Source organism: Acinetobacter sp. UBA2063 (assembly GCF_002333245.1).
Classification (GTDB): domain Bacteria; phylum Pseudomonadota; class Gammaproteobacteria; order Pseudomonadales; family Moraxellaceae; genus Acinetobacter; species Acinetobacter parvus.
Genome location: NZ_DDAH01000021.1, coordinates 1 through 21,960 on the forward strand (window position 1 = coordinate 1; position 21,960 = coordinate 21,960).

Consider the following 21,960-nt stretch of genomic DNA (forward strand, 5'->3'; position numbering starts at 1 on the left):
AGTCGTTGATGGACCAACGGCCATTGATGTGCTTAAAACTGAACAGGCGGTTGCGCAAATGTCGCAGGGTTCTAGTCCTTTTGTAATTATGGGTGGATTCACTGAAGATAAAAGCCTGCCACAGGTTCAGGTGCTGACTGAAAAAGCCATTTATGATGCTGTGTTAAAAATGATTCATGAAGCAAAGGCTAAGGAACATCTGGATATGGCCATGTTCTATCTGTCTGAGCGCAAAATTATTGAGGCATTGAAGCAGGCACAGCAACGTGGTGTGAATATTCGTTTAATGATTGACTCAAACAAGGATGCCTTTGGTCGTCAAAAAAATGGCATTCCAAACCGTCAGGTGGCTTCGGAGCTACATGCCGCAGGCATCCCGATCCGTTGGTGTGATACACATGGCGAACAGTGCCATAGCAAAATGCTGTTCAAATACAATGCCCAGCAAGCTGAGCTAATTTTGGGTTCAGCGAACTTCACTGCACGTAACCTGAAAAATTATAACCTTGAAACTGATATGCGAGTGGTTGGCTCAGCACAGGCGCAGGTGTTTAAAGATGCAGGACAATATTTTGATGCGGCGTGGAGCAATGCCAATGCTCGTCAGGTGACAGTCGATTATTCAAAATATGCAGATGAGTCAAAAGTGAAATACTGGCTCTATCGTTTTATGGAATGGTCGGGTTTATCGACTTTCTAAAAAAAAAGAGGCTTTAAGCCTCTTTTTTATTGCGGATTCGGTGGAATCAATTGATCTAAGTCTTTATCAGCCAACGGATCGAGTTCATTAAGATCCGTTTTGATTTTCCACTGGCTTTCATCTTCCACAGGCGCTGGAAGTCGTGCTTCCAGCCAGTCACACACTACATCAGGACTAAACTCAGCATGATTACACTGGATTACCCAAGCCAGAAAGTCTTTGGCTTCACCATTCATATAGGGTGGCGGTGAAACAGGAAAAAACTGGGTTGGCAGGCGTTCATTGGTGGATAAATAATTCAGTATATGCCCAAGTTCCTGAACGGTTTGCCATGCCAAAGGATGCTCAACATCAATATTGAACTTAAACCACCATGCATGTTGACCATCTGTACCATGCGCCACGATTCTGGATTCCTGTACACTTGGAACCTTACAGAAGAATTGATAGAGACGATCAAAATTCATTTCAGACACTGACATTGCCCCAAAACTGAAAAATGGATTTTAGCATATTCTCAAACTCGACGAAAAATCCCTCCTTATTTCATCCTTGATTTGCCCTGAATGGTAGCGAATGGTAACAGTCATTGCTGATTTTTTGCTCTAAAATAAAGGTTAGGATTTGATGATGGGAGAGGGCAATGTTGCGATCTAAATACGATGTTTATGCTTTTATCAGTGTGTTGAGCTGTCTCCCCGCAATGGTTTACGCCGATAATGCCTGGAGCGGTTATAGTGGGGTGGAGCGCCGCTCCTCGCATCAGGCTTCGCCATCTTATCAGCAGCCTGCACAGAACCCATTTGCCTTTTCAAGTCAGCGCTATACCCCCACTGCGCCACCAAAAGGCTATTATTATCAGCCCTATCAAAATAATAACCACTCTTACCCCAAGCATCGACCAAGTGTTCGGATTGAATATTATCCAGATACCCAATATGAGGGTAGTTATCGCCGTGAGTCTTTTGTAGTGGGGAATGAGCTGCCTGGTGAGTTTCGTAGTGAGCGTTATGTGGTTCGTGACTGGGACTATTATTCCTTGCGTGAGCCGCCACGTGGTCGACACTGGGTCATGGTGGATGGACGTTATCTCTTGGTAACCGATGATAATTTCACCATTGAAATTATTCGCTGATTTCTTGGGTATTTTTGAAATTGTGCCTTGATAATGACCTCCATAATTTCTTGGATTTCATTACAAAGCTTTGCAATGTCGCTGGATTTGTTCATGGTTTCTCCTTGAGTTTCTCTTAATCTGAGTTCAGATCAAAACAGAGGATCAAACAATGAAAAAGACAGTTATGTTGTTGGTATCAAGTTTAATGTTTGGTGCATCTGCTTCAGCAATGGCAGATTCAAATCGTTGGAACAATCATCACGACTATAAAGATCGTTATGAGCAGCGTTACGATCGAAATGACCACCGAAATGATCATAGAGATCCACCGCGATGGTCAAATGCAGAGCGTGGAAACCATTATGGACAACGAGTAAACTTTAAACGTGGCGAGCGTTTACCATCGGCATTCCGTAGCAACCGCTATGTGGTGTCAAACTACCGCCTACATCGCTTGTATGAACCACCACGTGGTTATAACTGGATGCAGGTACAGGGCAAATATGTACTGGTGGATTCAAAATACCGTGTCTATCGGGTTGCATAACATGAGTGATCAAAAGCAGGCATCAAGCCTGCTTTTTTTATTTATGCCAGTTCATCATCTTGTGGTCGTGGTGTCTTATTTGCAGGAAGTTGTTGTTCCTGCTCTTTGCTTCGGATCACAGAGGGGTAGTTCCATGAAGCAAAACGGACAATCAGAATGGCCAAAGCTAAGATCAAAATGGATCCTGTGATGATGACCTGATCCATTGATGCTTTATGATTGTGCTGAATATCAGCAATCAGTAAACGGGTCAGTGCGGTAATTGCCACATAGATCAGAAAGCGCACGGGCATGTGATTGGTCTTGAAATAAATCCCAACCATCGCCCCCAGTTCAAGATAGATAAATAACAGCAGAATATCGTCAATGCTTGCATATTGCTTAACGGTCAGGATTTCAATCACCGTATGCACGGCTGACCATGCGATCATACAGCCGATAATAAACAGCGCTAAATAATGAAAGGCTTCGACCGCATAGTGACCTAAACGGTCGAATAGACGTTGTAGGTCTTCAAGTTTCTCTTTTGAACTAGACATGGAAATTTAATGTACTCAACATGATCATAAAAATGGATGCAATTTTTATGCTGATTTTACAACGGTCATAAAAAAACTGCCTAAACCAAATGATTTAGGCAGTTTTTAAAACCGAACTAGAATTAAGCTTGGTTTGTAAAGTAATCTTCGCTGAAGTTCATGATCAAGTCAGAACCTGCTTTGATCTTCGCAAGGCGAGAATCAAGTTCTGGCAAAATACGGTCAACAAAGTACTGTGCCAAAGCAAGTTTGTTTTGGTAGAAATCACCAGATTTGTCTTTTGCAGCAGCAGCGATCTTAGCAAACATATAAGCAAAGCTAAGTAGACCAACTGCATGTAGATAATCCACCGCAGCAGCATTCGGGAAATCTACATTTTCAGCTGCTTGCTCAATAATGAACTGAGTAACTGCTTCTACTTCAGTTGCTGCATCTAAAGTTGCATCTTTAATGAAGTTCAAATCTGCATCTAATGTATTTGCAAAGTCACGAATTTCAGCAATGTATTCAGCGATGAAAGCACCACCATTCTTAATCACTTTACGACCGATTAAATCTTGTGATTGAACACCGTTCGTTCCTTCATAGATTTGAGCAATACGAAGATCGCGGATACATTGTTCCATACCCCATTCACGGATAAAACCATGACCGCCAAATACCATTTGTGCATCTAGCGTTGCTTGGAATGCTGTATCTGTTAGATAAGCTTTAGCGATAGGTGTTAAAAGCGCGACACGGTCATTGGCTTTTTTCACTGCTTCTGCATCAGTAGAGAATTTAGTGATATCAAGCTGTTGACCTACATATACTGCAAATGCACGAGATGCTTCATTATTTGCACGTACATTCAATAACATACGACGAACATCACCATGAACTAAGATGCTATCCGCAGGTTTGCCTGGAGATTTAACACCAGAAGCACTACGACCTTGTAAACGATCAGTCGCATATTGAGCTGCATTTTGGTAAGCAAATTCAGAAGCGCCAAGACCTTGGATACCCATTGATAAACGTTCATAGTTCATCATCACGAACATGGCTGCAAGACCTTCGTTTTCTTTACCAACCAGATAACCTTTTGCAGCATCAAAATTCATGACACAAGTTGCAGATGCCTTGATCCCCATTTTATGTTCGATTGAACCAGGACCAACAGGGTTACGTTCACCTAAAGAACCATCTGCATTTACAATGTATTTCGGCACGATGAATAAAGAAATACCACGTGAACCCGCAGGTGCATCAGGTGTTTTTGCAAGAACTAAGTGAATGATATTTTCTGCGAGGTCGTGATCACCACCTGTAATGAAGATCTTAGTACCTGTAATATTATAAGTACCATCTTCATTGCGTTCAGCTTTAGTTTTAATAATCCCTAAATCTGTACCTGCATGCGGTTCAGTTAAGCACATGGTGCCTGACCATTCGCCAGAGTAGATTTTAGGTAAATACGTTTCTTTCTGTTCTTGTGATGCATAGCTGTCTAACGCCATGCCTGCACCGACAGACAGTAGTGGATACAACAAGAATGATGGGTTAGTGGCGAATAACATTTCGTCAGCCAATACTGTCAGCATTTTAGGCATGCCTTGACCGCCCCATTCCTCATCAGCACCTAGGCCAATCCAACCACCTTCAGCGTATTGACGGAATGCTTCTTTAAATCCTTCTGGTGTGAATACTTCACCGTTAACCCAACGTGCACCTTCTTCATCACCAGTACGGTTTAATGGATGCGTCACGTTTTGGGCAAACTTTGCCATTTCTTCTAAAATTGCTTCGGCGGTTGCAGCATCTACATGAGCAAGATTCTCATTAGACTGCCAGAATTGTTCTGCTTTAAATACATCATTTAAGATGAATTTCATGTCTGCTAAAGGTGCATTGTAAATTGGCATAATCGTTCCTTTTTACGCACAGGTCATGTGCAAAGTGATCAAATAAAACGAACAAATAAATTGAATAGTGTAAATTTAGCATTGATTAAACAAAAAAAGGACGGTCAAAACTGACCAGTCCTTTTTCTGTGATGAACGTTGCATCTCACTCTAATCTATGATTAGAACGCGAAGTGTTCCGCGTCAAGTTCAAACAATGGCGCAACGCCAGTTGAAAGCACATCTACGTGTGAGCGAACACGTGGCAAGATCTTCTTGAAGTAGAAGCGAGCAGTCGCTACTTTCGCATTGTAGAAGTCTACATCGGTGGTGCCCGCTGCAAGTGCTTCTTGTGCGACCAATGCCATACGTGCCCATAGGTAAGCTAGTGTGACATAACCAGAGAAATACATGTAATCAACTGCAGCTGCACCAACTTCATCAGGGTTTTGCATTGCGCGCATACCGATTTGCATCGTGATATCGCCCCATTCTTTGTTTGCAGCAGCCAATGGTGCAATGAATTCTTGCATTGCAGTATTGTCTTTGTTTGCTTCAACAAATTTATGGATGATTTTGGTGAAGTCTTTCAACATTGCACCTTGTGTACCCAACACTTTACGGCCTAAAAGGTCAAGTGCTTGAATCTCAGTGGTTCCTTCATAAATGGTAGAAATACGTGTATCTCGTGCAATTTGTTCCATACCATATTCTGAAATGAAACCATGACCACCCAATACTTGAATACCGTGTTTTGCTGACTCTGAACCTGTTTCAGTTAAGAACGCTTTTGCAATTGGGGTTAAAAGAGACAAGATGTTGTCAGAGAATTTACGATCTTCTTCAGTTGCACCTTGTTCAACGATATCTGCGTGTAGACACAACAGATGCACTAGTGCGCGACCACCTTCTGCAAATGCTTTCTGCGTCAACAGCATGTTACGTACCGCAGGATGCACAATGATTGGATCTGCTTCTTTTTCAGGCGCTTTAGGACCTGAAAGTGAACGCATTGCTAAACGATCTTTCGCATATGCTAAAGCACCTTGGAAAGAACCTTCAGATGCAGCAAGACCTTGAACGGCTGTACCAATACGTGCAGTGTTCATGAATGTGAACATGCAGTTTAGGCCGCGGTTTTCTGGTCCGATCAAGTAACCTTTTGCTTTATCAAAGTTGAGCACACAAGTTGCGTTACCATGGATACCCATTTTGTGTTCGATCGAAGCACAACGTACAGCGTTACGCTCGCCAACTGAACCATCAGCATTTACAAGGAACTTAGGTACGATGAAGAGCGAAATACCTTTAGTGCCTTTAGGTGCACCTGGTAAACGTGCAAGAACGATGTGAACAATGTTGTCAGCCATGTCATGTTCACCAGCAGAGATAAAGATTTTCTCGCCAGAAATTGCATAGCTGCCGTCTGCTTGCGGTTCAGCTTTGGTACGGATAATACCCAAGTCAGAACCTGCATGAGATTCGGTTAAACACATGGTACCCGTCCACTCACCTGAAACAAGCTTTGGTAGATAGGTTGCTTTTTGTTCATCTGAACCGTGATGTTCTAAAGTACGTACAGCACCATGAGAAAGACCTGGGTACATGCCCCATGCCCAGTTTGCTGTACCTACCATTTCTGAAATCACGTTTCCTAGAGAAACAGGTAGACCTTGACCGCCATATTGCTCTTCAGCAGAAAGAGATGGGAAGCCAAGTTCGATGTATTTTTGATACGCTTCTTTAAAGCCTGTAGGTGTTGTAACAACACCATCATTCCAAGTACAACCTTCACGATCGCCTGATTGGTTGATAGGAGAAAGTTCATTCTCACAGAAATCAGCTGCTGCTTCTAAATATTGATCAACCAATTCGCGGCTTACGGTGCCTTGAAATGCAGGAAGTTTCGCGTAATGTGCTTCAGCATTTAATAATTCGTGCAATACGAACTGCATATCACGTAAGGGTGCTTTGTATTGTGGCATAGCATTTTCCTCAATACTGGTTAAACCAGAGTTATAATCTTAGTCAATGATAAATGTGCCCAATGGCAGCATTTTGTACTGCTAATCGTGCAGCAAGTCATCGTTCGGTACAAGCTTTTACAGGTCATTTCTGAGTGACTGCTAAGTCAAAGTTTGTGGTTCAACCTGTTTAAGCATATAGATTGTAGGTGATTTTTTAGGTTTTAACTCGAACTGCATGTCGAAAATCGTAAGCAGCTGTGTAGACAAAAAAAGGGCGTTTAATGCGCCCTTGAGGAAGAGGAGGGAGAGGTAATTAAGCCTGACGTTTAAAGTTGGCCTGATCTGGGGTAAAGCGCACTTCGCATGTCCCCTCAATGGTACGGTTGTTCCATTGAACATTCACACGCTCACCGATGCGTTTACCCTGACAGGCTTTCTCGATCTGTGCTCTCTGTAGTCGATGTTCTTCACGCATTTGTTCTCGTTGTTCTTGACGTTGTTCGCGTTTAGCTTGCCATTCTGCACGTTGTTCAGGGGTTGGTGGTTGACGTTGCATTTCGTGGCGGTGGCGGTCATGATTCATTCCTTGTTCTGAAGGTGTTACTTGGCAGGCAGCCAAACCTAAAACAGAACCGAGAAGAGTTGTCATTAATACGATTTTTGTCTTGTTCATTATTTTATCCTGCGTAGTCAGTTAACATTCGATTGTTAAAGATTAGATAATAAAGATGAAGAAAGAATGGAGAGTTTTTTTGAACCATGTTGGTTACAATCCATAAATAGAACACTATTGAGATTTCGCTTTTGAATGTTCGTCGCATGCCTTTAGCCATACGTTTATTTTTAACGGTATTACTGACTACCTTAGTGATTGCAACAATCAGTTTAGGGGTATTGCATTGGACCATGCAAAAGAACTTTGCACGTTATGTTGCTGATGTGGAAATGCAAAAATTAGATCGTTTGATTGCGAATCTAGGTAATGTTTATACGGTTTATCATGACTGGGGGAATGCCATTCAGGCGCAAATTTTACAAATTGAAGGGAACGCAGCACCTGATGATTATGATCGCTTGTCTCAGTGGTGGTTGCGCCGTCAGTATGATATTGCGTTACAGCAACGTTATTTTAATGACCATACATTATTGTCGCTTTCACCCAATTTAGCTCAAAACAACACCGAATTAAAAAATCGTCAGATTTTTAATGATGAAGAATTAAAGATTCTTAAACAAAATTTACCATCAGAATATCAACCCTTTGAAGGCTTACGTTTTCCTTTGAGTCCGAGCCAATTTCGATTAAAGAAAGATGCGAAAGATGACAAGCAAGAGAGCAAATCTAGTTCATCATCTGAACACGTTAAAAAGCGTTTTGTATCAATTCCAGATCGTTTAGGTTTAAGTTCAAGACTGTCTTTATATGATGAAAAACACCAATTTATTGTGGGCGAACCTGCAACTGATCAAATAGCCTATCGTCCAATTTTGGTCGATCAAAAAGTTGTGGGTTATCTCGGCTTAAAACCCGTATTGGATCAGGATGATGCATCAAGTATCAATTTCTTTAGTAATCAAAAGCGTTATTTGCTTTTAGTTTACGCCTTAACGGTGCTTTCCAGTTTGGTGGCTGCGTTATTGATGGCAACTTATTTTAAAAAGCCAATTCAACGTTTGCTCAATGCGACGTTGGAATTAACGCGTGGAAATTACCAACATCAGGTTATGATTAAGCGAAATGATGAATTGGGAGATTTATCTAATCAACTGAATCATTTGGCTGATATTTTGCATCAACATGAGGAATCGCGCCGTCAATGGGTCGCAGATACTTCTCATGAATTAAAAACGCCTTTGGCTGTGTTACAAGCACAGATTGAAGCGATGCAGGATGGAATTCGTAAAGCAACCCCCGAGCACCTTGATGCAATGATGCGTCAAGTGAGTAGTTTAAAGAAGCTAACACAAGATTTGGCGGATTTGGCACAGGCAGATGCGCAGCAGTTGAAATGCTATTTTGCTGAAGTCAACCCTTGGGATGTGGTGTTGCAGGAGGTTGACAACTTTAAATCGACTTTTGAGCAGAATCAGTTGGAAGTTTCACTGTCAGGTGAGGGAGCGTTGTTATCTTTAGACCGTGACCGCTTTAAACAGATTATCGTCAATTTGTTAGGGAACTGTGTGCGTTACACGGAACAGGGTGGAAAAATACAGATTCACACTCAACAAAATGAGCATGAATGGGTACTGTATGTGGATGATAGCCCATTTGGGGTAAGTGATGAGCAGTTGGCGCGTTTAGGCGAGCGTTTTTATCGTGTGGATGACTCCCGTACCCGTAGCACTGGCGGAACAGGTTTAGGTTTGGCTTTGTCTTGTAAACTTGCGCAGGCTTTAGGTGGTTCACTTGCTTTTAATCATTCACCTTTAGGTGGATTGCGTTGTGTGCTGACTTTCCCAAAACAGATCAAATAACTTTTTAGCTCCTCTTTGCTTGAGGATAATGGATAGGATGAAGACCATGAAACACATTATGTTGGTTGAGGATGAGGTTGAACTGGCAGAGCTGGTTCGGGATTATTTAGAGGCGGCTGGTTTTGAAGTCAGTATGTTTCATGATGGTCAGGATGCTTATACCCAGTTTCAACAACGTAAACCCAGTCTCATGATTTTAGACTTGATGGTTCCTCGTATGGATGGTTTAACCATATGCCGTAAAGTACGTGAACAGTCTGATTTGCCGATTATCATGGTAACAGCACGGACTGAAGAAATTGACCGCGTGTTGGGCTTAAATATGGGCGCAGATGACTATATCTGTAAACCCTTTAGTCCGAAAGAGCTGGTGGCACGTGTTCAGGCGGTGTTACGCCGTTTGGAGCGTAAGGCTGAACCTGAACAAGATGATTTATTCCGTATTGATAAGGCGCAGCAACGCATCTGGTATCAGCAAAAAACACTCACTTTAACACCGACAGAATTCCGTTTATTGGAATTATTTTTGGAGCATGTTGGGCAGGTGTATTCACGTGCGCAATTGTTAGATCATATTAACCCTGACAGCTTTGATGTGGCTGATCGGGTGATAGACAGCCATATTAAAAACCTGCGCCGTAAAATCACCGAAGCCGCCGATACAGGCAATCGCCATGAATGGATTCAGGCGGTGTATGGAGTGGGTTACCGCTTTGAATATCCTGATGAGTAAAAAATATAAGCCCTTTATTAATAAAGGGCTTTCTATTCAATAATCGATTGTCATTAGACCTCTTGCGAAAGTCGTTATTGCAAGTTCATCCGGTTTACCAGTGCGGCAATTAAGTTAATGCGCAAACCGAATCTTTTCCGTCTATTTCGATAGCGTTCACTGAGTATTCTAAATCTTTTCAATTGACTATTAATGTGTTCGATCACAACTCGTATTTTTTCAATCATTTTATTGTACTTTTTCTCAACTTTAAATAATGGAAATTTTTTCTTTTTTTTGATTGGCATCAACAATTTAAAGCCATCTTGCTCTAATCCGTAATACCCTAAATCGGTCATAACATATTCACAATGTTTGAATTTCTTAACTGTTTTTCTTGCCAATTTAATATCATGCTGACTGCCAGAAGATATATCTACTCCTATGATTTGTTTGCTCTTCGGATGATAGATCACTTGGGCTTTTAGCGTATGTTTCTTCTTTTTACCACTGTAGAACTTACTCTGATTTTTTTTTGGGACGTTCTATTGAACATTCTGTAGCATCAATAATGACCCAGTTAAATTGTTCGTCTGCTGTTGTAATGCTTCGTTTTGGCAGGGTAAAACGCCTTGATTTCATTAATGCATCTTCAACCTTTTTAATGGTTCGATTCACATTACTTTCAGCGATATGGTAATTTGCCACCAATTCCAATTGAGTGTTATAATTCCGTAAGTAATTGAGTGTTAATAATAATTGATCCTCTATAGCTAAAGTATAAGGACGCCCTGATTTCTTTTTAAGTGATTCTGCATCTTTTAAAACTTCGACCATTTCACTGAAAACTGGTCGAGGTACGCCAACCAAGCGCTTGAATTCAGAATCTGAAAAACGGTTTAATTTCTGATATTTCATGAAATCTATATTGAGGCAGTTTTTATTGTCGCAAGAGGTTTATTATATTGTGTTGAATCAAAATATTTTTTTATTTTATATACTTGTTGAATAAAAAAATATCTTAGATTCAGAATTTTTTTAGCAGTGAGCGTAATTATTATGTTGAAATTATTGGCATTGGATCGTTTTACAATATTATTAATTACAATGGTGATATTGGCGACCTTTATTCCAGTATCAGGTCAGCTTGCACATTATTTTAATATTCTCACAACTGTCGCAATTGCTATCCTGTTCTTTTTACATGGTGCAAAACTCTCACGTGAAGCAGTGGTTGAGGGGATGTTGCACTGGAAAATGCATGCCTTGGTATTTGTCTTTACTTTTGTGATTTTCCCAGCCATTGGGTTACTGGCAAAACCCATTTTGGAACCTCTTTTAGGTCAGCAGTTGTATTGGGGTTTCCTGTTCATGTGCTTCCTGCCATCAACAGTACAGTCCTCCATTGCATTTACCTCAATGGCAAAGGGCAATGTTGCTGGGGCAGTGTGTAGCGCATCTTTTTCCAATATCATTGGCATGTTTATTACGCCAATTTTGGTCAGCTATTTTATTCTCGGGCAAAGCCAGCATGGTTTTGATCCAACCAAGTCGATTATTCAAATCATCTTATTGTTACTGGTTCCTTTTATTTTGGGGCAGTTATTACGTCCTTATATTTTCCCTTATATGCTCAAGCTGCCGAGTCTGGTAAAGGCTTTTGATCAGGGTTCGATCTTGATGGTGGTATACGGTGCTTTCAGTAGTGCCGTGGTGGCTGGTTTATGGTATCAGGTGAGTGGCTTGACGCTGCTTTATTTAACGGTTGCATGTTCTGTTCTGCTGACTGTAGTGATGTTGCTTGCTTTATATCTGCCCAAATGGCTGGGCTTTAACCGTGCTGATCAAATCACCATTTTCTTTTGTAGTTCCAAGAAAACACTGGCCAGTGGTGTCCCAATGGCACAAATCTTGTTTATTGGGCAACCATTGGGGATGATTGTGTTGCCGATTATGATTTTCCACCAAATTCAGTTGATGGTGTGTGGGATAATCGCCAATCACTGGTCAAAATCAGGTCAGGAATAGTTCGCAAAATTGAATTTATTGGTGTATAATATTCGCCACTTGTTGGCTTTGCTCTGACCTGGAGTCTCGGTGAGTCAAAAGAAATGGTCTGTTGTGGTGTTGATCTGCGAGTGTGAAAACACTTAGCTTTCCTCATGTTGAGAGTGATCAATTGCGATAACAGCTTAAGCCTTTCTTGCTAAATAGGAGCATCGACCATGCGCGCCGATATTCACCCTAAATACCAAACATTAGTTGCTACCTGTTCATGTGGTAATGTGATCGAAACTCGTTCTGCGCTTGGTAAAGAAACAATTTACCTTGACGTATGTTCAGTTTGCCACCCATTCTATACTGGTAAACAAAAGAATGTGGACACTGGCGGCCGTATCGACAAATTCAAGCAACGTTTCTCTGGTATGTCGCGTTCTATCAAGCGTTAATATCAAGAAAACAAAAAACGGGCAATATGCCCGTTTTTTTATGATTATAATTTTTAGATATAGGGCGTATTGAATACGCCCTATGTGAATTTATTGGTCTTGCACGTCCGTTAAACGGTCCAGTTTCTTCTGGAAATAGTTACCCTGTAGGAAACGGGCCTCTACATTCCATGCATTGGCAAACTGGTTCATATCATTGAGTTCAGTCAGGAAAATCTCAACAGGTTTTTGGGCAATAAAGTGTAGAATCTTTTCCTGTAGTGCCGCCATCTGTTTTTCAGACCCCAGCATTTTTGCCAGCTTGCTATGGAGGCTGAGATATTGGGTATCAATCTGTTGAAGTATGCTGTCACTATACAATGAGTCGCCAAAACCACGGATGGAAATCTCTGCCCCATGTTGTCGCAGTAAGGCAATTTGTGGCTGTGCCTGAGACAGGTTCTGCTGTAGGGCCTGTTCTGAGAATTGCAGAATCAGTGGGTGAGCCTGTTTACTACCAACAATGGTGAGTAACTTGGCAACCAGCTCAGGCAGTTTCTTGTCATTCAACAAGATATGGTGATTGAGGTTTACAATCAATTTCGCTTTAGGATACTGGGTAATAAAGTTATGCAACTGCTTGCATGCCTCAACCAGTATCCAGCGGTCCAGTTGAACTGATAATTCAGGATCATCCTTTAAATCACCCAGATCAGCGATATCCTGCCATTGATTGTTATGGATAAAACCACCCGACACTTCATAAGTATGGGTATGTTGATCCTGCTTGTCATAAAGCTGCTGGTATTTCAGATGGATATCGCCTGCATCCAGTTTTTGCCTGAGTTCCTGTAACAGGCTTAGCTCTACATTGCTTGGAATCTGTTCGGTTGTTAAACCAATATCTGCATCAATTTTCGGGCTGTCAATCGTTGGTAAATCCAGTGAGAAGGCCTTGGTGAGAATTTTTTCAAAACTGGCTTCGTCTGCAATTGGCTGGGCAAGTTCACTGTAGCCCAGTTTCAGGTGTAGGGGGAATGTATAATTCTCAGTCACCAGTAACTGCGGTTTTTTTAGGCTGTTCAATCCAATCAGAAGTGAGTTGAGTACATTGGCTGATTCTGCTTGAAACAAGGCAACATAAAGCGCATGGTCCACCTGACAGACAGGGACATTGACCTGTTCCTTAATAAAACCTGCAATGTTGGCGAAATAAGCCTTGGTGGCACGCCAGTCAGTCTGGAATACTTCGTTTGGACAGCTATAGAGGCTAAATAAAACCAGCGCATTGGCATTGGCTGGGTGGTTTGCAAGTTGTCGGTTGATATGTTGCAGGGCAGTATTCAGGACTGAAGTTTTTTCAGAAGAAGTAACAACTGGTATTGTCGCTGAAGACTGAATGGTGGACTCACATTCGATGTTCAGCTGGATTTCATCCTCATTTCCTGAAGGAAGGAACTCAACCTGTAATGCACTGTTTTTTACACTTGGGTTTTGGGTGCGAAGTTCAAATCGCCCTTGTTCGAACTGTCCCTGTGAAATTTTCTTAAAACGCAGTTTAAACTGACCTAGTTCTTCAGGCTGCAAAACGTCCAGAATGGGTAGGCCAATTAAATCGTCTGCATTGCTGAATCCAAAAAGCTGTGCATATTCTGTGTTGGCCGTAATATGAATGCCTTCCTGCAAAATTGCGACCGCTTTATGGGTTTCTGCAACCAGTGACTGCGCCTGGGTTTGTGCTGCTTCCAATTCACTGAGTAGGCGATGTTCCGCCTGAACCAAGCGGCTATAGGACAGGGCTCGAATAATACTGATATAAAAATTTTCAGGTGATTTAAGATTTAGGACATCATAAATCCCTTTATGGATATACGTCTGATATTGATCAGCTTTGTAGTCATCTGGTTCAAGTAACAGTACAGGGAGGTTAGGCTGTGAGGATGCCTGAATCACTGAAAGAGTCTGTTCAATCTTTAGGTCGTACGCACGTCCAAAAATAACCATATCCCAGGGAAGATTCAGTTGCTTCTCAAATGCCTTGAGGTCGTCAAGCAAGGTCGCCTTGACCTGATGCTCCTGATTGGCGAATAACTCCAGAATCTGGTTATAACGTAACTGGTTATCATCAATAATGAGTAAGCGGGTTTCAGTTCGTTTTAACTTTTTAGAGAGTAAAGAATTTCTCACTTCAATGCTTCCCATAAATCTTGATCATTGGTATCCATATTATTTTGTGACATGAATTTATGAAGAATGGACTGTTCCTCTTCATTTAGCAGTTCAAAATCAAATTGAACAAAACTCTGGGTAATTAATTGTGCGTTTAATAAATACACTTTTACTTCCTCTTTCCCCAATCGTAAATGAATGGCCTGATGTTCCCTAAAAATTTGTGAACCAGGTAAAATTAAAGTTGTTTTGGTTTCATCCAGATTCTGGTTTTTTAATAAAAGTGCTGGATGGTAGTTACTCATATGCCGATCAGCCTGAACGCGTACCGCACATGGGAAAATTTCCTGAGCAAGAACCTCCAATCCCAGTTCCAGACTTTTCTCGGTTGACTGTTTAAGCCAGCGAATCACGCCGCCACGCCAGTGCCCATGTGAGGTTTCCTTGACCAGAATATATTCACCTGTTCTTAAGTTTTTAGGGGCTTCTCCTGACCATTTAATACGGTAACCATTGACACTGATATCCAGTATGTCGGATTGGTAAACGACCTTGCTTTCACGGCTTAAGCGCTGGATGCTTGATTCCTCATTGTTTTCAGAAAGCTTTTTATCCCATGAGGACATAAATCTCGATTCGTTTTGTAAATTGAAGTGATGCTCCAGCAACAAGGTCTCATCAAAATTTTTGGCTTTGGATAGATAAAAATGTGCGGTTAGCAAACCAAAACAGATATGCAACTGGGCTGAATATTCATAACGTTCATGACGACGCTCTGCTGTGGTTCCAAGAATGGTCTGAACATGGAACTTGAGTGCAGGGGTCAGGTAGATTTTTTCATTCTTGGAAATATATTCAGCATTTTTATGTAAGGTTGCTGTGACATGGTCCAGCAAGGTATTGGTGCTGATAAAAACATTGGGATTAAACCCTGAGCTTTGCTTTTTATTATAGATGGGTGGGTGGTCTTTGCTGGTGTCTACCACATACTTGGTCAGGTCAGTCTCCTTAGACAGAATCTGAAGCATTTTTGCCCAGTCAAAACTACACTGGAACAATGCCTGAATTTCAGACTGGCGAATTTGATTGGTATTAAAAATATCCATCAAAATTAGTTGGGCATAGGCCTGGGAAATATTGCTGAGAGAGTTGGGTTTACTGCCCTGAATCTGTTCCAGATTGGTCTGGTGGTATTTATGGGTGAGTGCAGCCTCATAAAGTTGATGGGAAATCAGCCATTGTCCTGCAACAGGTTCACTATAGAGCATATGTTGCTGATAGAGAAGTTGGGTCAGTTGTTGCAAGGCCTGAAAAGTTGCCAGGGTTCTGGCGGTTTGTAAGTTCTTTTTCTGGTTTAGTGCAAAGATTGAAAATTTCTGATTATCGAGCTGGTCACTGCTGCGACGCACGATATTGATGTAGATAGCCGCAAAATAACAGCGTAACAACATGGCCAGTTCAATGATGTGTTCATTGCGGTCTGAACTGATGACACCCTGATTAAAAAAGTTCTTTTCCAGACTACCCAGTACATTTTCAATTGTGGGATGTAAAATTTGTACCAGATCGAAACGCAGTGTCTCAGAACACTCAAGTTCGCTGAGTTCCAACAGGGCTGCAAATAGTGCTTTGGAGGTATCGCCCAACTGCATGATGGACAGGTTGGAAATCCATTCATTCAAGCTTTTTGAATTGGTGTCGCAAAAGCTGAGTTTATCCCGTCTCAAGACAGTTGGAATTTGAAATATATCCGAAAAAGCATTATTCATCATTGTGTTATCAATCTCAGAACGTTTGAACCCCAAAAAGCGGTGTTTTATTTTTTTCGCCCGCAATTTCCCTCACAAGTTTCGGAACCAGATAGCCTGGTAAACTTGCCAATACATCACTGTATATCTGATCTATCTCTGAAGATCTTAAATCAAAATGCTGAGCCCCTTTGACTTTATCCAAAACATGCAGGTAATAGGGCATTACTCTGGCTTCAAATAAACGGAAACTCAACTCATGCAAAGTTTTTGCAGAATCATTCACACCTTTTAATAAAACTGCCTGATTTAGCACTGTAATATGGTGTTCTGATAACTGTAATAACTTTGAGCAAGTAAAGTCGTCAAGTTCAGCTGCGTGATTTGAGTGTATCACTACTACAATGCGTAGCCTACTGTTTTTTAATATGGAAATCAGCTCTTCATCGATTCGATTTGGAATAACGATGGGAACACGTGAATGAATTCTCAGTATTTTAATCTGTGGGAGGGAGGCAAGACGTTCCAGCCAAAGTGAAATTTTTCGATTTGACAAAGTTAGGGGATCTCCGCCACTCAAAATCACTTCATTGATCAGCGGATTTTGCTCAATATATTGTTTGATATGTGGCCAGTCATCATTTTTAGGCAAATTTTCCTGATAGGGAAAGTGACGGCGAAAGCAGTAACGGCAGTGAATTGCACATGCACCTGTTAAGGTCAGTAAAAAACGGGACTGATATTTATGTAGAACGCCAGCCATCTGGTTGGCTGCCTCTTCACCCAGTGGATCGGTGACAAACTCAGGATGTTCCTCAAGTTCTAGATGATGGGGCAGGACTTGTAGCAACAGCGGATCAAGTGGATCGCCAATGCTCATTTTTTCGACGAATGCACGCGGGACACGCAATTTAAACTTTTCAGAGGCGAGGATTGCCCCTGATAATAGCTGATCGGTGGATAACTCAAGTAGATTTAACAGCTCCAGAGGATCAGTAATGAGGTCACTCAGTTGTGATTGCCAGTTTTGCTCTTGATGTAAATAGTTTATCATGCCATACGTTAAAAATAGTGTGAGGACTATGCCTGTACTTGTAGTCTAGCATTAATAGAGTTGAGTTTTAAGTTTGGAGTGCGCCTTTCATGGCCTATTATTCTACAAATGATTTTAAAGCAGGCCTCAAGGTTATGCTTGATGGCAACCCATGTTCAATCATGGAAAACGAATATGTAAAACCAGGTAAAGGTCAGGCGTTCAACCGTGTGAAACTGCGTAACCTGCGTTCTGGTAAGGTATTGGAAAAAACTTTCAAGTCAGGTGACTCTTTGGAAGCCGCTGATATTGTTGAAGTTGAAATGGATTACCTCTACAACGATGGCGAAATGTGGAACTTCATGGACCCTGTATCTTTCGAGCAAATCGCTGCTGACAAAACCGCAATGGGTGATGCTGCGAAATGGTTAAAAGACGATTCAAATGAAAAATGTACCATCATGTTGTTCAATGGCGTACCTTTAACTGTGAGTCCACCGAACTTTGTGGTATTGAAAATCGTTGAAACTGATCCAGGTGTACGTGGTGATACTTCTGGCGGTGGCGGTAAGCCAGCGAAACTTGAAACAGGTGCTGTGGTGCGTGTTCCATTGTTCGTACAGCAGGAAGAAAGTGTTCGTGTAGACACGCGTACAGGTGATTACTTAGAGCGTGCATAATCGTAAATGAGTAGCACTGCTACGTAAGATACACGATTCTCTAAGGGGTGATTAAACAATCATCCCTTTTTGATGCCAAAGTATTAGATAAATCATTTTTGATAAAAGATAAACTGACAAAGATATTTTTCTACAGAAAATAGAGAAAGCGAAATCAAAATAACCACAAATTATGTATTGGAGAGGTTTTGAATGGAGACAACACAAGCAAAATCAACACTCCCCTCAAAACTCCTATGGAGTTTGGTTGCCATAGTCGGGGCAATTTCATTTGGGATATTGGCGGTGAGTCGCGGTGAGCATGTCAATGCGGTTTGGCTTGTTCTTGCCGCAGTTTGTGTTTATAGCATTGCATATCGGTTCTACAGTTTATTTATTGCAACAAAAGTCTTTGAATTAAATCCTAAACGCTTAACACCAGCACATCGTTTGAATGATGGTCTGGATTATGTCCCGACCAATAAATATGTTTTATTTGGACATCACTTTGCAGCGATTGCTGGGGCGGGACCTTTAGTAGGACCGATTTTAGCAGCACAAATGGGATATTTACCAGGAACCATTTGGATTATTGTTGGGGTAGTTGTTGCGGGGGCTGTCCAAGATTTTGTCATTTTATTTGCTTCGATGAGACGTAATGGTAAATCGTTAGGAGAAATGATTAAAGATGAGATTGGACCTGTTACAGGACTAATTGCAATGATAGGTATTTTAGGAATTATGATTATTTTATTAGCAGTATTAGCGTTAGTCGTAGTAAAGGCACTAATCGGAAGTCCTTGGGGAATGTTTACGATAGCAGCAACGATTCCTATCGCTATTTTAATGGGAGTTTATATGCGCTATATTAGGCCTGGTCGTGTTGGAGAAGGATCAGTAATTGGTATTATCCTACTTATTTTATCTCTTGTTGGAGGACAGTATGTAGCAGAAAATCCAACACTTGCAAGTATGTTCACATTTAGTGGTGAAACAATTGCTATTATGCTTATTGTATATGGATTTATCGCATCGGCATTACCAGTTTGGATGCTTTTAGCACCACGTGATTATTTAAGTACATTTTTAAAAGTCGGAACAATTGTAGGGTTAGCAATCGGTATCTTAATTGTAGCACCAGATTTACAAATGCCAGCAGTTTCGAAATTTATTGATGGAACTGGTCCTGTGTTTTCTGGAAACTTATTCCCGTTCTTATTTATTACTATTGCTTGTGGTGCAGTGTCTGGATTCCATGCTCTCGTTTCATCAGGTACGACGCCGAAGATGATCGAGCAAGAGGGACACGCACAGCCAATCGGTTATGGAGCAATGTTAATGGAGTCGTTTGTAGCAGCGATGGCGATGATTGCGGCTTGTGTATTAACACCGGGAACGTATTTTGCAATTAATAGCCCCGCAGCACTTATCGGTACAGATGTTTCGCAGGCAGCTCAAGTTATTTCCTCATGGGGATTTGCTATTACACCAAATGAACTAAAAGATCTCGCTGTAAATGTTGGAGAGCAAACAATTTTATCACGTACAGGTGGTGCGCCAACATTAGCGATAGGTATGGCATATATTTTCTCACAAGTAATAGGTGGAACGGCCATGATGGCATTTTGGTATCATTTTGCGATTCTCTTTGAAGCTCTATTCATTTTAACAACAATTGATGCCGGAACGCGTGTCGGCCGATTTATGATTCAAGATATTTTAGGGCATGTATATAAGCCATTTGGGAAAACGGATTCTACATTAGCGAATGTAATCGCTACAACATTATGTGTATTAGGGTGGGGATATTTCTTATACCAAGGGGTAATAGATCCGCTCGGTGGAATTAATACATTATGGCCACTTTTCGGTATTGCAAATCAAATGCTAGCAGGTATTGCATTATTACTTGGAACGACAATTTTGTTTAAAATGGGAAAAAAGGCGTACGTTTGGGTAACACTTATTCCAACTATCGGGTTGCTGATTGTAACGATGACGGCGGGATATCAAAAGCTATTTCATGAAAATCCTAAAATTGGATTTCTATCGCATGCAAAGGTATTTCAGGGAGCATTAGATGAGGGAAAAGTGTTAGCGCCAGCTAAAAATGTCGCTCAAATGAAGCAAATTATTTTCAATGATTATATCGATGCAGCGCTTTGCGGAATTTTTATGATAGTTGTAATCGCTGTGTTAATTTCAGCACTTCGAATTTGGATCCAAGTATTAAGAAATAAGCCAATGCCGTTAAAAGAGGCACCATATATTCCTAGAGATGAAAGTGAGTCGAGGAACTATGCTTAAAAAGTTGTGGCAAGTATGGGGTGAAAGAAAACGCTTTATTAGTTTGCTCGTTGGAGTACCAAGTTATGAAGTATATGTGGAGCATATGAAAAAGCATCATCCTGAAGAAGAGGTTGTATGTCAAAAGCAATTTTTTGCTGAGGCACAAGAAGCAAGATTTAATGCAAAGGGTGGAAAAATATCACGCTGTTGTTAATGAAAAAGGGCGAGTTTTCGCCCTTTTTATTTTTTTGCTGTTTCACGTGGAACAGCAAAAATAAACAAAACCTTTGGGAATTAAAGGTATTTCGTATACAATAAAGTGAGGAAGGGGATAGATGGAAAAGTAGGGAGATTATTTTATGTTAAGGGACTTATTTGTAAATACAACAATTATTCTTTCCTTTATTTTTATTGGGGGCCAGCTTTTAAGGGATAAGCCGTTAAAAGAAGGATTCTCTTTTGGGCAGAAATGTGTAGTAGGCATTTTTACTGGGATACTAGGTATAGTATTGATGTATTTCAGTGTTCGTGTTGGTACCATTCTATTGGATTTACGCTATTTAGCTGTTATTCTAGCTGTTATTATTGGAGGACCGATAGCGAGTACCATAACAATTGGTATGATTTTAGTAACTAGGCTGTTGTTTATGGATTATTCATTAGCTTCTCAAGTGGCTTTTTATACAATCATTGCGATAGGAATAGGGAGTATCTTTATTTCGCGCATGAAGCTTTCTTTAGGGGGAAAGTGGGTATGGTTACACACATATATTTTATCTATTCTAATCCCAGCGTTATATATATGGTTAATTAAAGAAATCCACATAGTGGGATTATATTTAATTTCTAGTATTATTACAGGTTACATAACATTCATAAGTGCAAATTATGTTTTACAATCCAATGAGTTATTTCAAAAGATGAAACAATACGCAACGATAGATGCATTGACAGGTTTAGGAAACGTAAGACAGTTTGATTTAGAGATGAATCGTCATATTAGTAATAAGAACATGAAAAATGATTCGTTTTGTTTACTACTTATAGATATTGACCACTTTAAGTATGTAAATGATACGTACGGGCATCCTGCAGGGGACGAAGTGCTAAAACAAGTAGGATGTATTTTACGAGAAACTTCACAATTTCCAGATTTGGCTTTTCGAAAGGGTGGAGAGGAGTTTGCGCTTTTGATACCGAATAAGGGATTAGCTTACGGAATTCTTATGGGCGAGCAAATTCGTACAGCTGTTGAAAGTCACTCATTTCAATTGTTAGATGAAACGAAAATAAAAATTACAGTTTCGGTGGGGGTTTCAGAATATGAAGAATCAACGGAGCAATTTATTCAAGCGGCGGATGATGCGTTATACTACTCGAAACGAAATGGTAGAAATAAGGTCAGCTCTGTATCTTAAAGATAAGATGACCAGAAGACATAAAGCTTATAAAAAACACTCACAGAGGCAATGTATGAAATTTGTGAGTGTTTTTTATTTATATATTAGACAAGTTCTTTTGATACAACAAATTTACGATATGCACCATGGTGAGTTGGACCTACGTATTCGTTAATTTTGAATGAGTAACGAATAGCAGCTGTGATGAATTCTTTAGCAGTTTTTACTGCTTCTTTCACAGGTTTTCCTTTTGCAAGTTCTGCTGTAATTGCAGCAGAATATGTGCAACCTGC

General features: G+C 40.8%; 21 protein-coding genes. 11 read left to right on the top strand and 10 right to left on the bottom strand.

What is annotated here, in order from left to right; all coding sequences use genetic code 11:
• Positions 1 to 700: phospholipase D-like domain-containing protein (locus B4H32_RS00850; protein WP_286799209.1), on the top strand; the 700-nt coding region annotated here is incomplete at its 5' end.
• Between the two features lie 26 nt (positions 701 to 726).
• Here B4H32_RS00850 and B4H32_RS00855 read toward each other — a convergent pair.
• Positions 727 to 1,176 (bottom strand): hypothetical protein, encoded by a 450-nt coding sequence (locus B4H32_RS00855; protein ID WP_010589434.1) that lies wholly within the window; start codon positions 1,174 to 1,176, stop codon positions 727 to 729.
• 167 nt (positions 1,177 to 1,343) lie between these two features.
• Here B4H32_RS00855 and B4H32_RS00860 point away from each other — a divergent pair, with 167 nt between their 5' ends.
• Positions 1,344 to 1,835, top strand: coding sequence for an RcnB family protein (locus B4H32_RS00860; protein WP_005330344.1), 492 nt, complete (start codon positions 1,344 to 1,346; stop codon positions 1,833 to 1,835).
• Positions 1,836 to 1,986: 151 nt separating this feature from the next.
• Positions 1,987 to 2,364 carry an RcnB family protein gene (locus B4H32_RS00865; RefSeq protein ID WP_004683122.1) on the top strand — a complete coding sequence of 126 codons (378 nt, stop codon included), beginning with the start codon at positions 1,987 to 1,989 and terminating at the stop codon, positions 2,362 to 2,364.
• A gap of 41 nt (positions 2,365 to 2,405) precedes the next feature.
• Here B4H32_RS00865 and B4H32_RS00870 read toward each other — a convergent pair whose 3' ends face one another.
• From B4H32_RS00870 to B4H32_RS00885, 4 genes are all read right to left on the bottom strand, one after another.
• On the bottom strand, positions 2,406 to 2,903 hold the full coding sequence (locus B4H32_RS00870; protein ID WP_004683121.1) for a phosphate-starvation-inducible protein PsiE: 498 nt from the start codon (positions 2,901 to 2,903) through the stop codon (positions 2,406 to 2,408).
• Between the two features lie 122 nt (positions 2,904 to 3,025).
• Positions 3,026 to 4,807 carry an acyl-CoA dehydrogenase C-terminal domain-containing protein gene (locus B4H32_RS00875; RefSeq protein WP_286799217.1) on the bottom strand — a complete coding sequence of 594 codons (1,782 nt, stop codon included), beginning with the start codon at positions 4,805 to 4,807 and terminating at the stop codon, positions 3,026 to 3,028.
• A 161-nt stretch (positions 4,808 to 4,968) separates the two neighbouring features.
• Positions 4,969 to 6,771 (bottom strand): acyl-CoA dehydrogenase C-terminal domain-containing protein, encoded by a 1,803-nt coding sequence (locus tag B4H32_RS00880; protein WP_286799220.1) that lies wholly within the window; start codon positions 6,769 to 6,771, stop codon positions 4,969 to 4,971.
• Between the two features lie 295 nt (positions 6,772 to 7,066).
• The gene (locus tag B4H32_RS00885; RefSeq protein ID WP_286799226.1) at positions 7,067 to 7,426 is read right to left on the bottom strand and encodes a heavy-metal resistance; all 360 of its coding nucleotides are present in this window, start codon (positions 7,424 to 7,426) and stop codon (positions 7,067 to 7,069) included.
• Between the two features lie 131 nt (positions 7,427 to 7,557).
• Between B4H32_RS00885 and baeS the strand changes: the two genes are divergently transcribed.
• Both baeS and B4H32_RS00895 read left to right on the top strand, forming a co-directional pair.
• Positions 7,558 to 9,228: a sensor histidine kinase efflux regulator BaeS gene (gene baeS / locus B4H32_RS00890; RefSeq protein WP_286799228.1), complete on the top strand. Its 1,671-nt coding sequence runs from the start codon at positions 7,558 to 7,560 to the stop codon at positions 9,226 to 9,228.
• A gap of 46 nt (positions 9,229 to 9,274) precedes the next feature.
• Complete coding sequence (locus B4H32_RS00895; protein WP_004683115.1) at positions 9,275 to 9,961, top strand: response regulator; 687 nt, start codon at positions 9,275 to 9,277, stop codon at positions 9,959 to 9,961.
• A 74-nt stretch (positions 9,962 to 10,035) separates the two neighbouring features.
• On the opposite strand, the gene B4H32_RS00900 is transcribed toward B4H32_RS00895, so the two are convergent.
• A protein-coding gene (locus tag B4H32_RS00900; protein ID WP_286799234.1) for an IS5 family transposase occupies positions 10,036 to 10,858 on the bottom strand; the annotation gives its coding sequence in 2 pieces (ribosomal slippage) (positions 10,036 to 10,479 and positions 10,481 to 10,858; 822 coding nt in all).
• Between the two features lie 135 nt (positions 10,859 to 10,993).
• Here B4H32_RS00900 and B4H32_RS00905 point away from each other — a divergent pair.
• Both B4H32_RS00905 and rpmE read left to right on the top strand, forming a co-directional pair.
• Positions 10,994 to 11,968 (top strand): bile acid:sodium symporter family protein, encoded by a 975-nt coding sequence (locus B4H32_RS00905; protein ID WP_171055719.1) that lies wholly within the window; start codon positions 10,994 to 10,996, stop codon positions 11,966 to 11,968.
• Between the two features lie 197 nt (positions 11,969 to 12,165).
• Positions 12,166 to 12,390: a 50S ribosomal protein L31 gene (rpmE, locus tag B4H32_RS00910; RefSeq protein WP_286799238.1), complete on the top strand. Its 225-nt coding sequence runs from the start codon at positions 12,166 to 12,168 to the stop codon at positions 12,388 to 12,390.
• A 90-nt stretch (positions 12,391 to 12,480) separates the two neighbouring features.
• Here rpmE and B4H32_RS00915 read toward each other — a convergent pair whose 3' ends face one another.
• From B4H32_RS00915 to epmB, 3 genes are read right to left on the bottom strand one after another with little or no spacing between them, the layout of a single operon-like run.
• Positions 12,481 to 14,571: an EAL domain-containing protein gene (locus B4H32_RS00915; protein ID WP_286799241.1), complete on the bottom strand. Its 2,091-nt coding sequence runs from the start codon at positions 14,569 to 14,571 to the stop codon at positions 12,481 to 12,483.
• A complete protein-coding gene (locus tag B4H32_RS00920) occupies positions 14,553 to 16,310 on the bottom strand; it encodes a GTPase (protein WP_286799243.1) in 1,758 nt (585 codons plus the stop codon). Before B4H32_RS00920 ends, B4H32_RS00915 begins: the two co-directional genes overlap by 19 nt.
• 13 nt (positions 16,311 to 16,323) lie before the next feature.
• The gene (gene epmB, locus B4H32_RS00925) at positions 16,324 to 17,340 is read right to left on the bottom strand and encodes an EF-P beta-lysylation protein EpmB (RefSeq protein ID WP_004679395.1); all 1,017 of its coding nucleotides are present in this window, start codon (positions 17,338 to 17,340) and stop codon (positions 16,324 to 16,326) included.
• Between the two features lie 89 nt (positions 17,341 to 17,429).
• On the opposite strand from epmB, the gene efp reads away from it, so the two are divergent.
• The 4 genes from efp to B4H32_RS00945 all read left to right on the top strand — a co-directional run bounded on the left by efp (position 17,430) and on the right by B4H32_RS00945 (position 21,685).
• Entirely contained in the window at positions 17,430 to 17,999 is a 570-nt protein-coding gene (gene efp / locus B4H32_RS00930; RefSeq protein ID WP_004652839.1) for an elongation factor P, read from the top strand.
• 192 nt (positions 18,000 to 18,191) lie between these two features.
• Complete coding sequence (gene cstA, locus B4H32_RS00935) at positions 18,192 to 20,285, top strand: carbon starvation protein CstA (RefSeq protein WP_286799255.1); 2,094 nt, start codon at positions 18,192 to 18,194, stop codon at positions 20,283 to 20,285.
• Entirely contained in the window at positions 20,278 to 20,481 is a 204-nt protein-coding gene (locus B4H32_RS00940; protein ID WP_000914504.1) for a YbdD/YjiX family protein, read from the top strand. The genes cstA and B4H32_RS00940 overlap by 8 nt, the downstream gene beginning before the upstream one ends.
• A 145-nt stretch (positions 20,482 to 20,626) precedes the next feature.
• The gene (locus tag B4H32_RS00945; protein ID WP_000942899.1) at positions 20,627 to 21,685 is read left to right on the top strand and encodes a GGDEF domain-containing protein; all 1,059 of its coding nucleotides are present in this window, start codon (positions 20,627 to 20,629) and stop codon (positions 21,683 to 21,685) included.
• An 86-nt stretch (positions 21,686 to 21,771) separates the two neighbouring features.
• Here the strand turns inward: B4H32_RS00945 and B4H32_RS00950 are convergent.
• Positions 21,772 to 21,960: bifunctional hydroxymethylpyrimidine kinase/phosphomethylpyrimidine kinase (locus B4H32_RS00950; RefSeq protein ID WP_286799332.1), on the bottom strand; the 189-nt coding region annotated here is incomplete at its 5' end.

Coding starts and splice junctions, on each gene's coding strand:
- B4H32_RS00860 (WP_005330344.1), top strand. CDS start 1,344: ATGTTGCGATCTAAATACGATGTTTATGCTTTTATCAGTGTGTTGAGC.
- rpmE (WP_286799238.1), top strand. CDS start 12,166: ATGCGCGCCGATATTCACCCTAAATACCAAACATTAGTTGCTACCTGT.
- epmB (WP_004679395.1), bottom strand. CDS start 17,340: ATGATAAACTATTTACATCAAGAGCAAAACTGGCAATCACAACTGAGT.
- B4H32_RS00875 (WP_286799217.1), bottom strand. CDS start 4,807: ATGCCAATTTACAATGCACCTTTAGCAGACATGAAATTCATCTTAAAT.
- B4H32_RS00940 (WP_000914504.1), top strand. CDS start 20,278: ATGCTTAAAAAGTTGTGGCAAGTATGGGGTGAAAGAAAACGCTTTATT.
- B4H32_RS00865 (WP_004683122.1), top strand. CDS start 1,987: ATGAAAAAGACAGTTATGTTGTTGGTATCAAGTTTAATGTTTGGTGCA.
- cstA (WP_286799255.1), top strand. CDS start 18,192: ATGGAGACAACACAAGCAAAATCAACACTCCCCTCAAAACTCCTATGG.
- B4H32_RS00885 (WP_286799226.1), bottom strand. CDS start 7,426: ATGAACAAGACAAAAATCGTATTAATGACAACTCTTCTCGGTTCTGTT.
- B4H32_RS00915 (WP_286799241.1), bottom strand. CDS start 14,571: ATGGGAAGCATTGAAGTGAGAAATTCTTTACTCTCTAAAAAGTTAAAA.
- B4H32_RS00880 (WP_286799220.1), bottom strand. CDS start 6,771: ATGCCACAATACAAAGCACCCTTACGTGATATGCAGTTCGTATTGCAC.
- B4H32_RS00895 (WP_004683115.1), top strand. CDS start 9,275: ATGAAACACATTATGTTGGTTGAGGATGAGGTTGAACTGGCAGAGCTG.
- B4H32_RS00920 (WP_286799243.1), bottom strand. CDS start 16,310: ATGATGAATAATGCTTTTTCGGATATATTTCAAATTCCAACTGTCTTG.
- efp (WP_004652839.1), top strand. CDS start 17,430: ATGGCCTATTATTCTACAAATGATTTTAAAGCAGGCCTCAAGGTTATG.
- B4H32_RS00945 (WP_000942899.1), top strand. CDS start 20,627: ATGTTAAGGGACTTATTTGTAAATACAACAATTATTCTTTCCTTTATT.
- B4H32_RS00870 (WP_004683121.1), bottom strand. CDS start 2,903: ATGTCTAGTTCAAAAGAGAAACTTGAAGACCTACAACGTCTATTCGAC.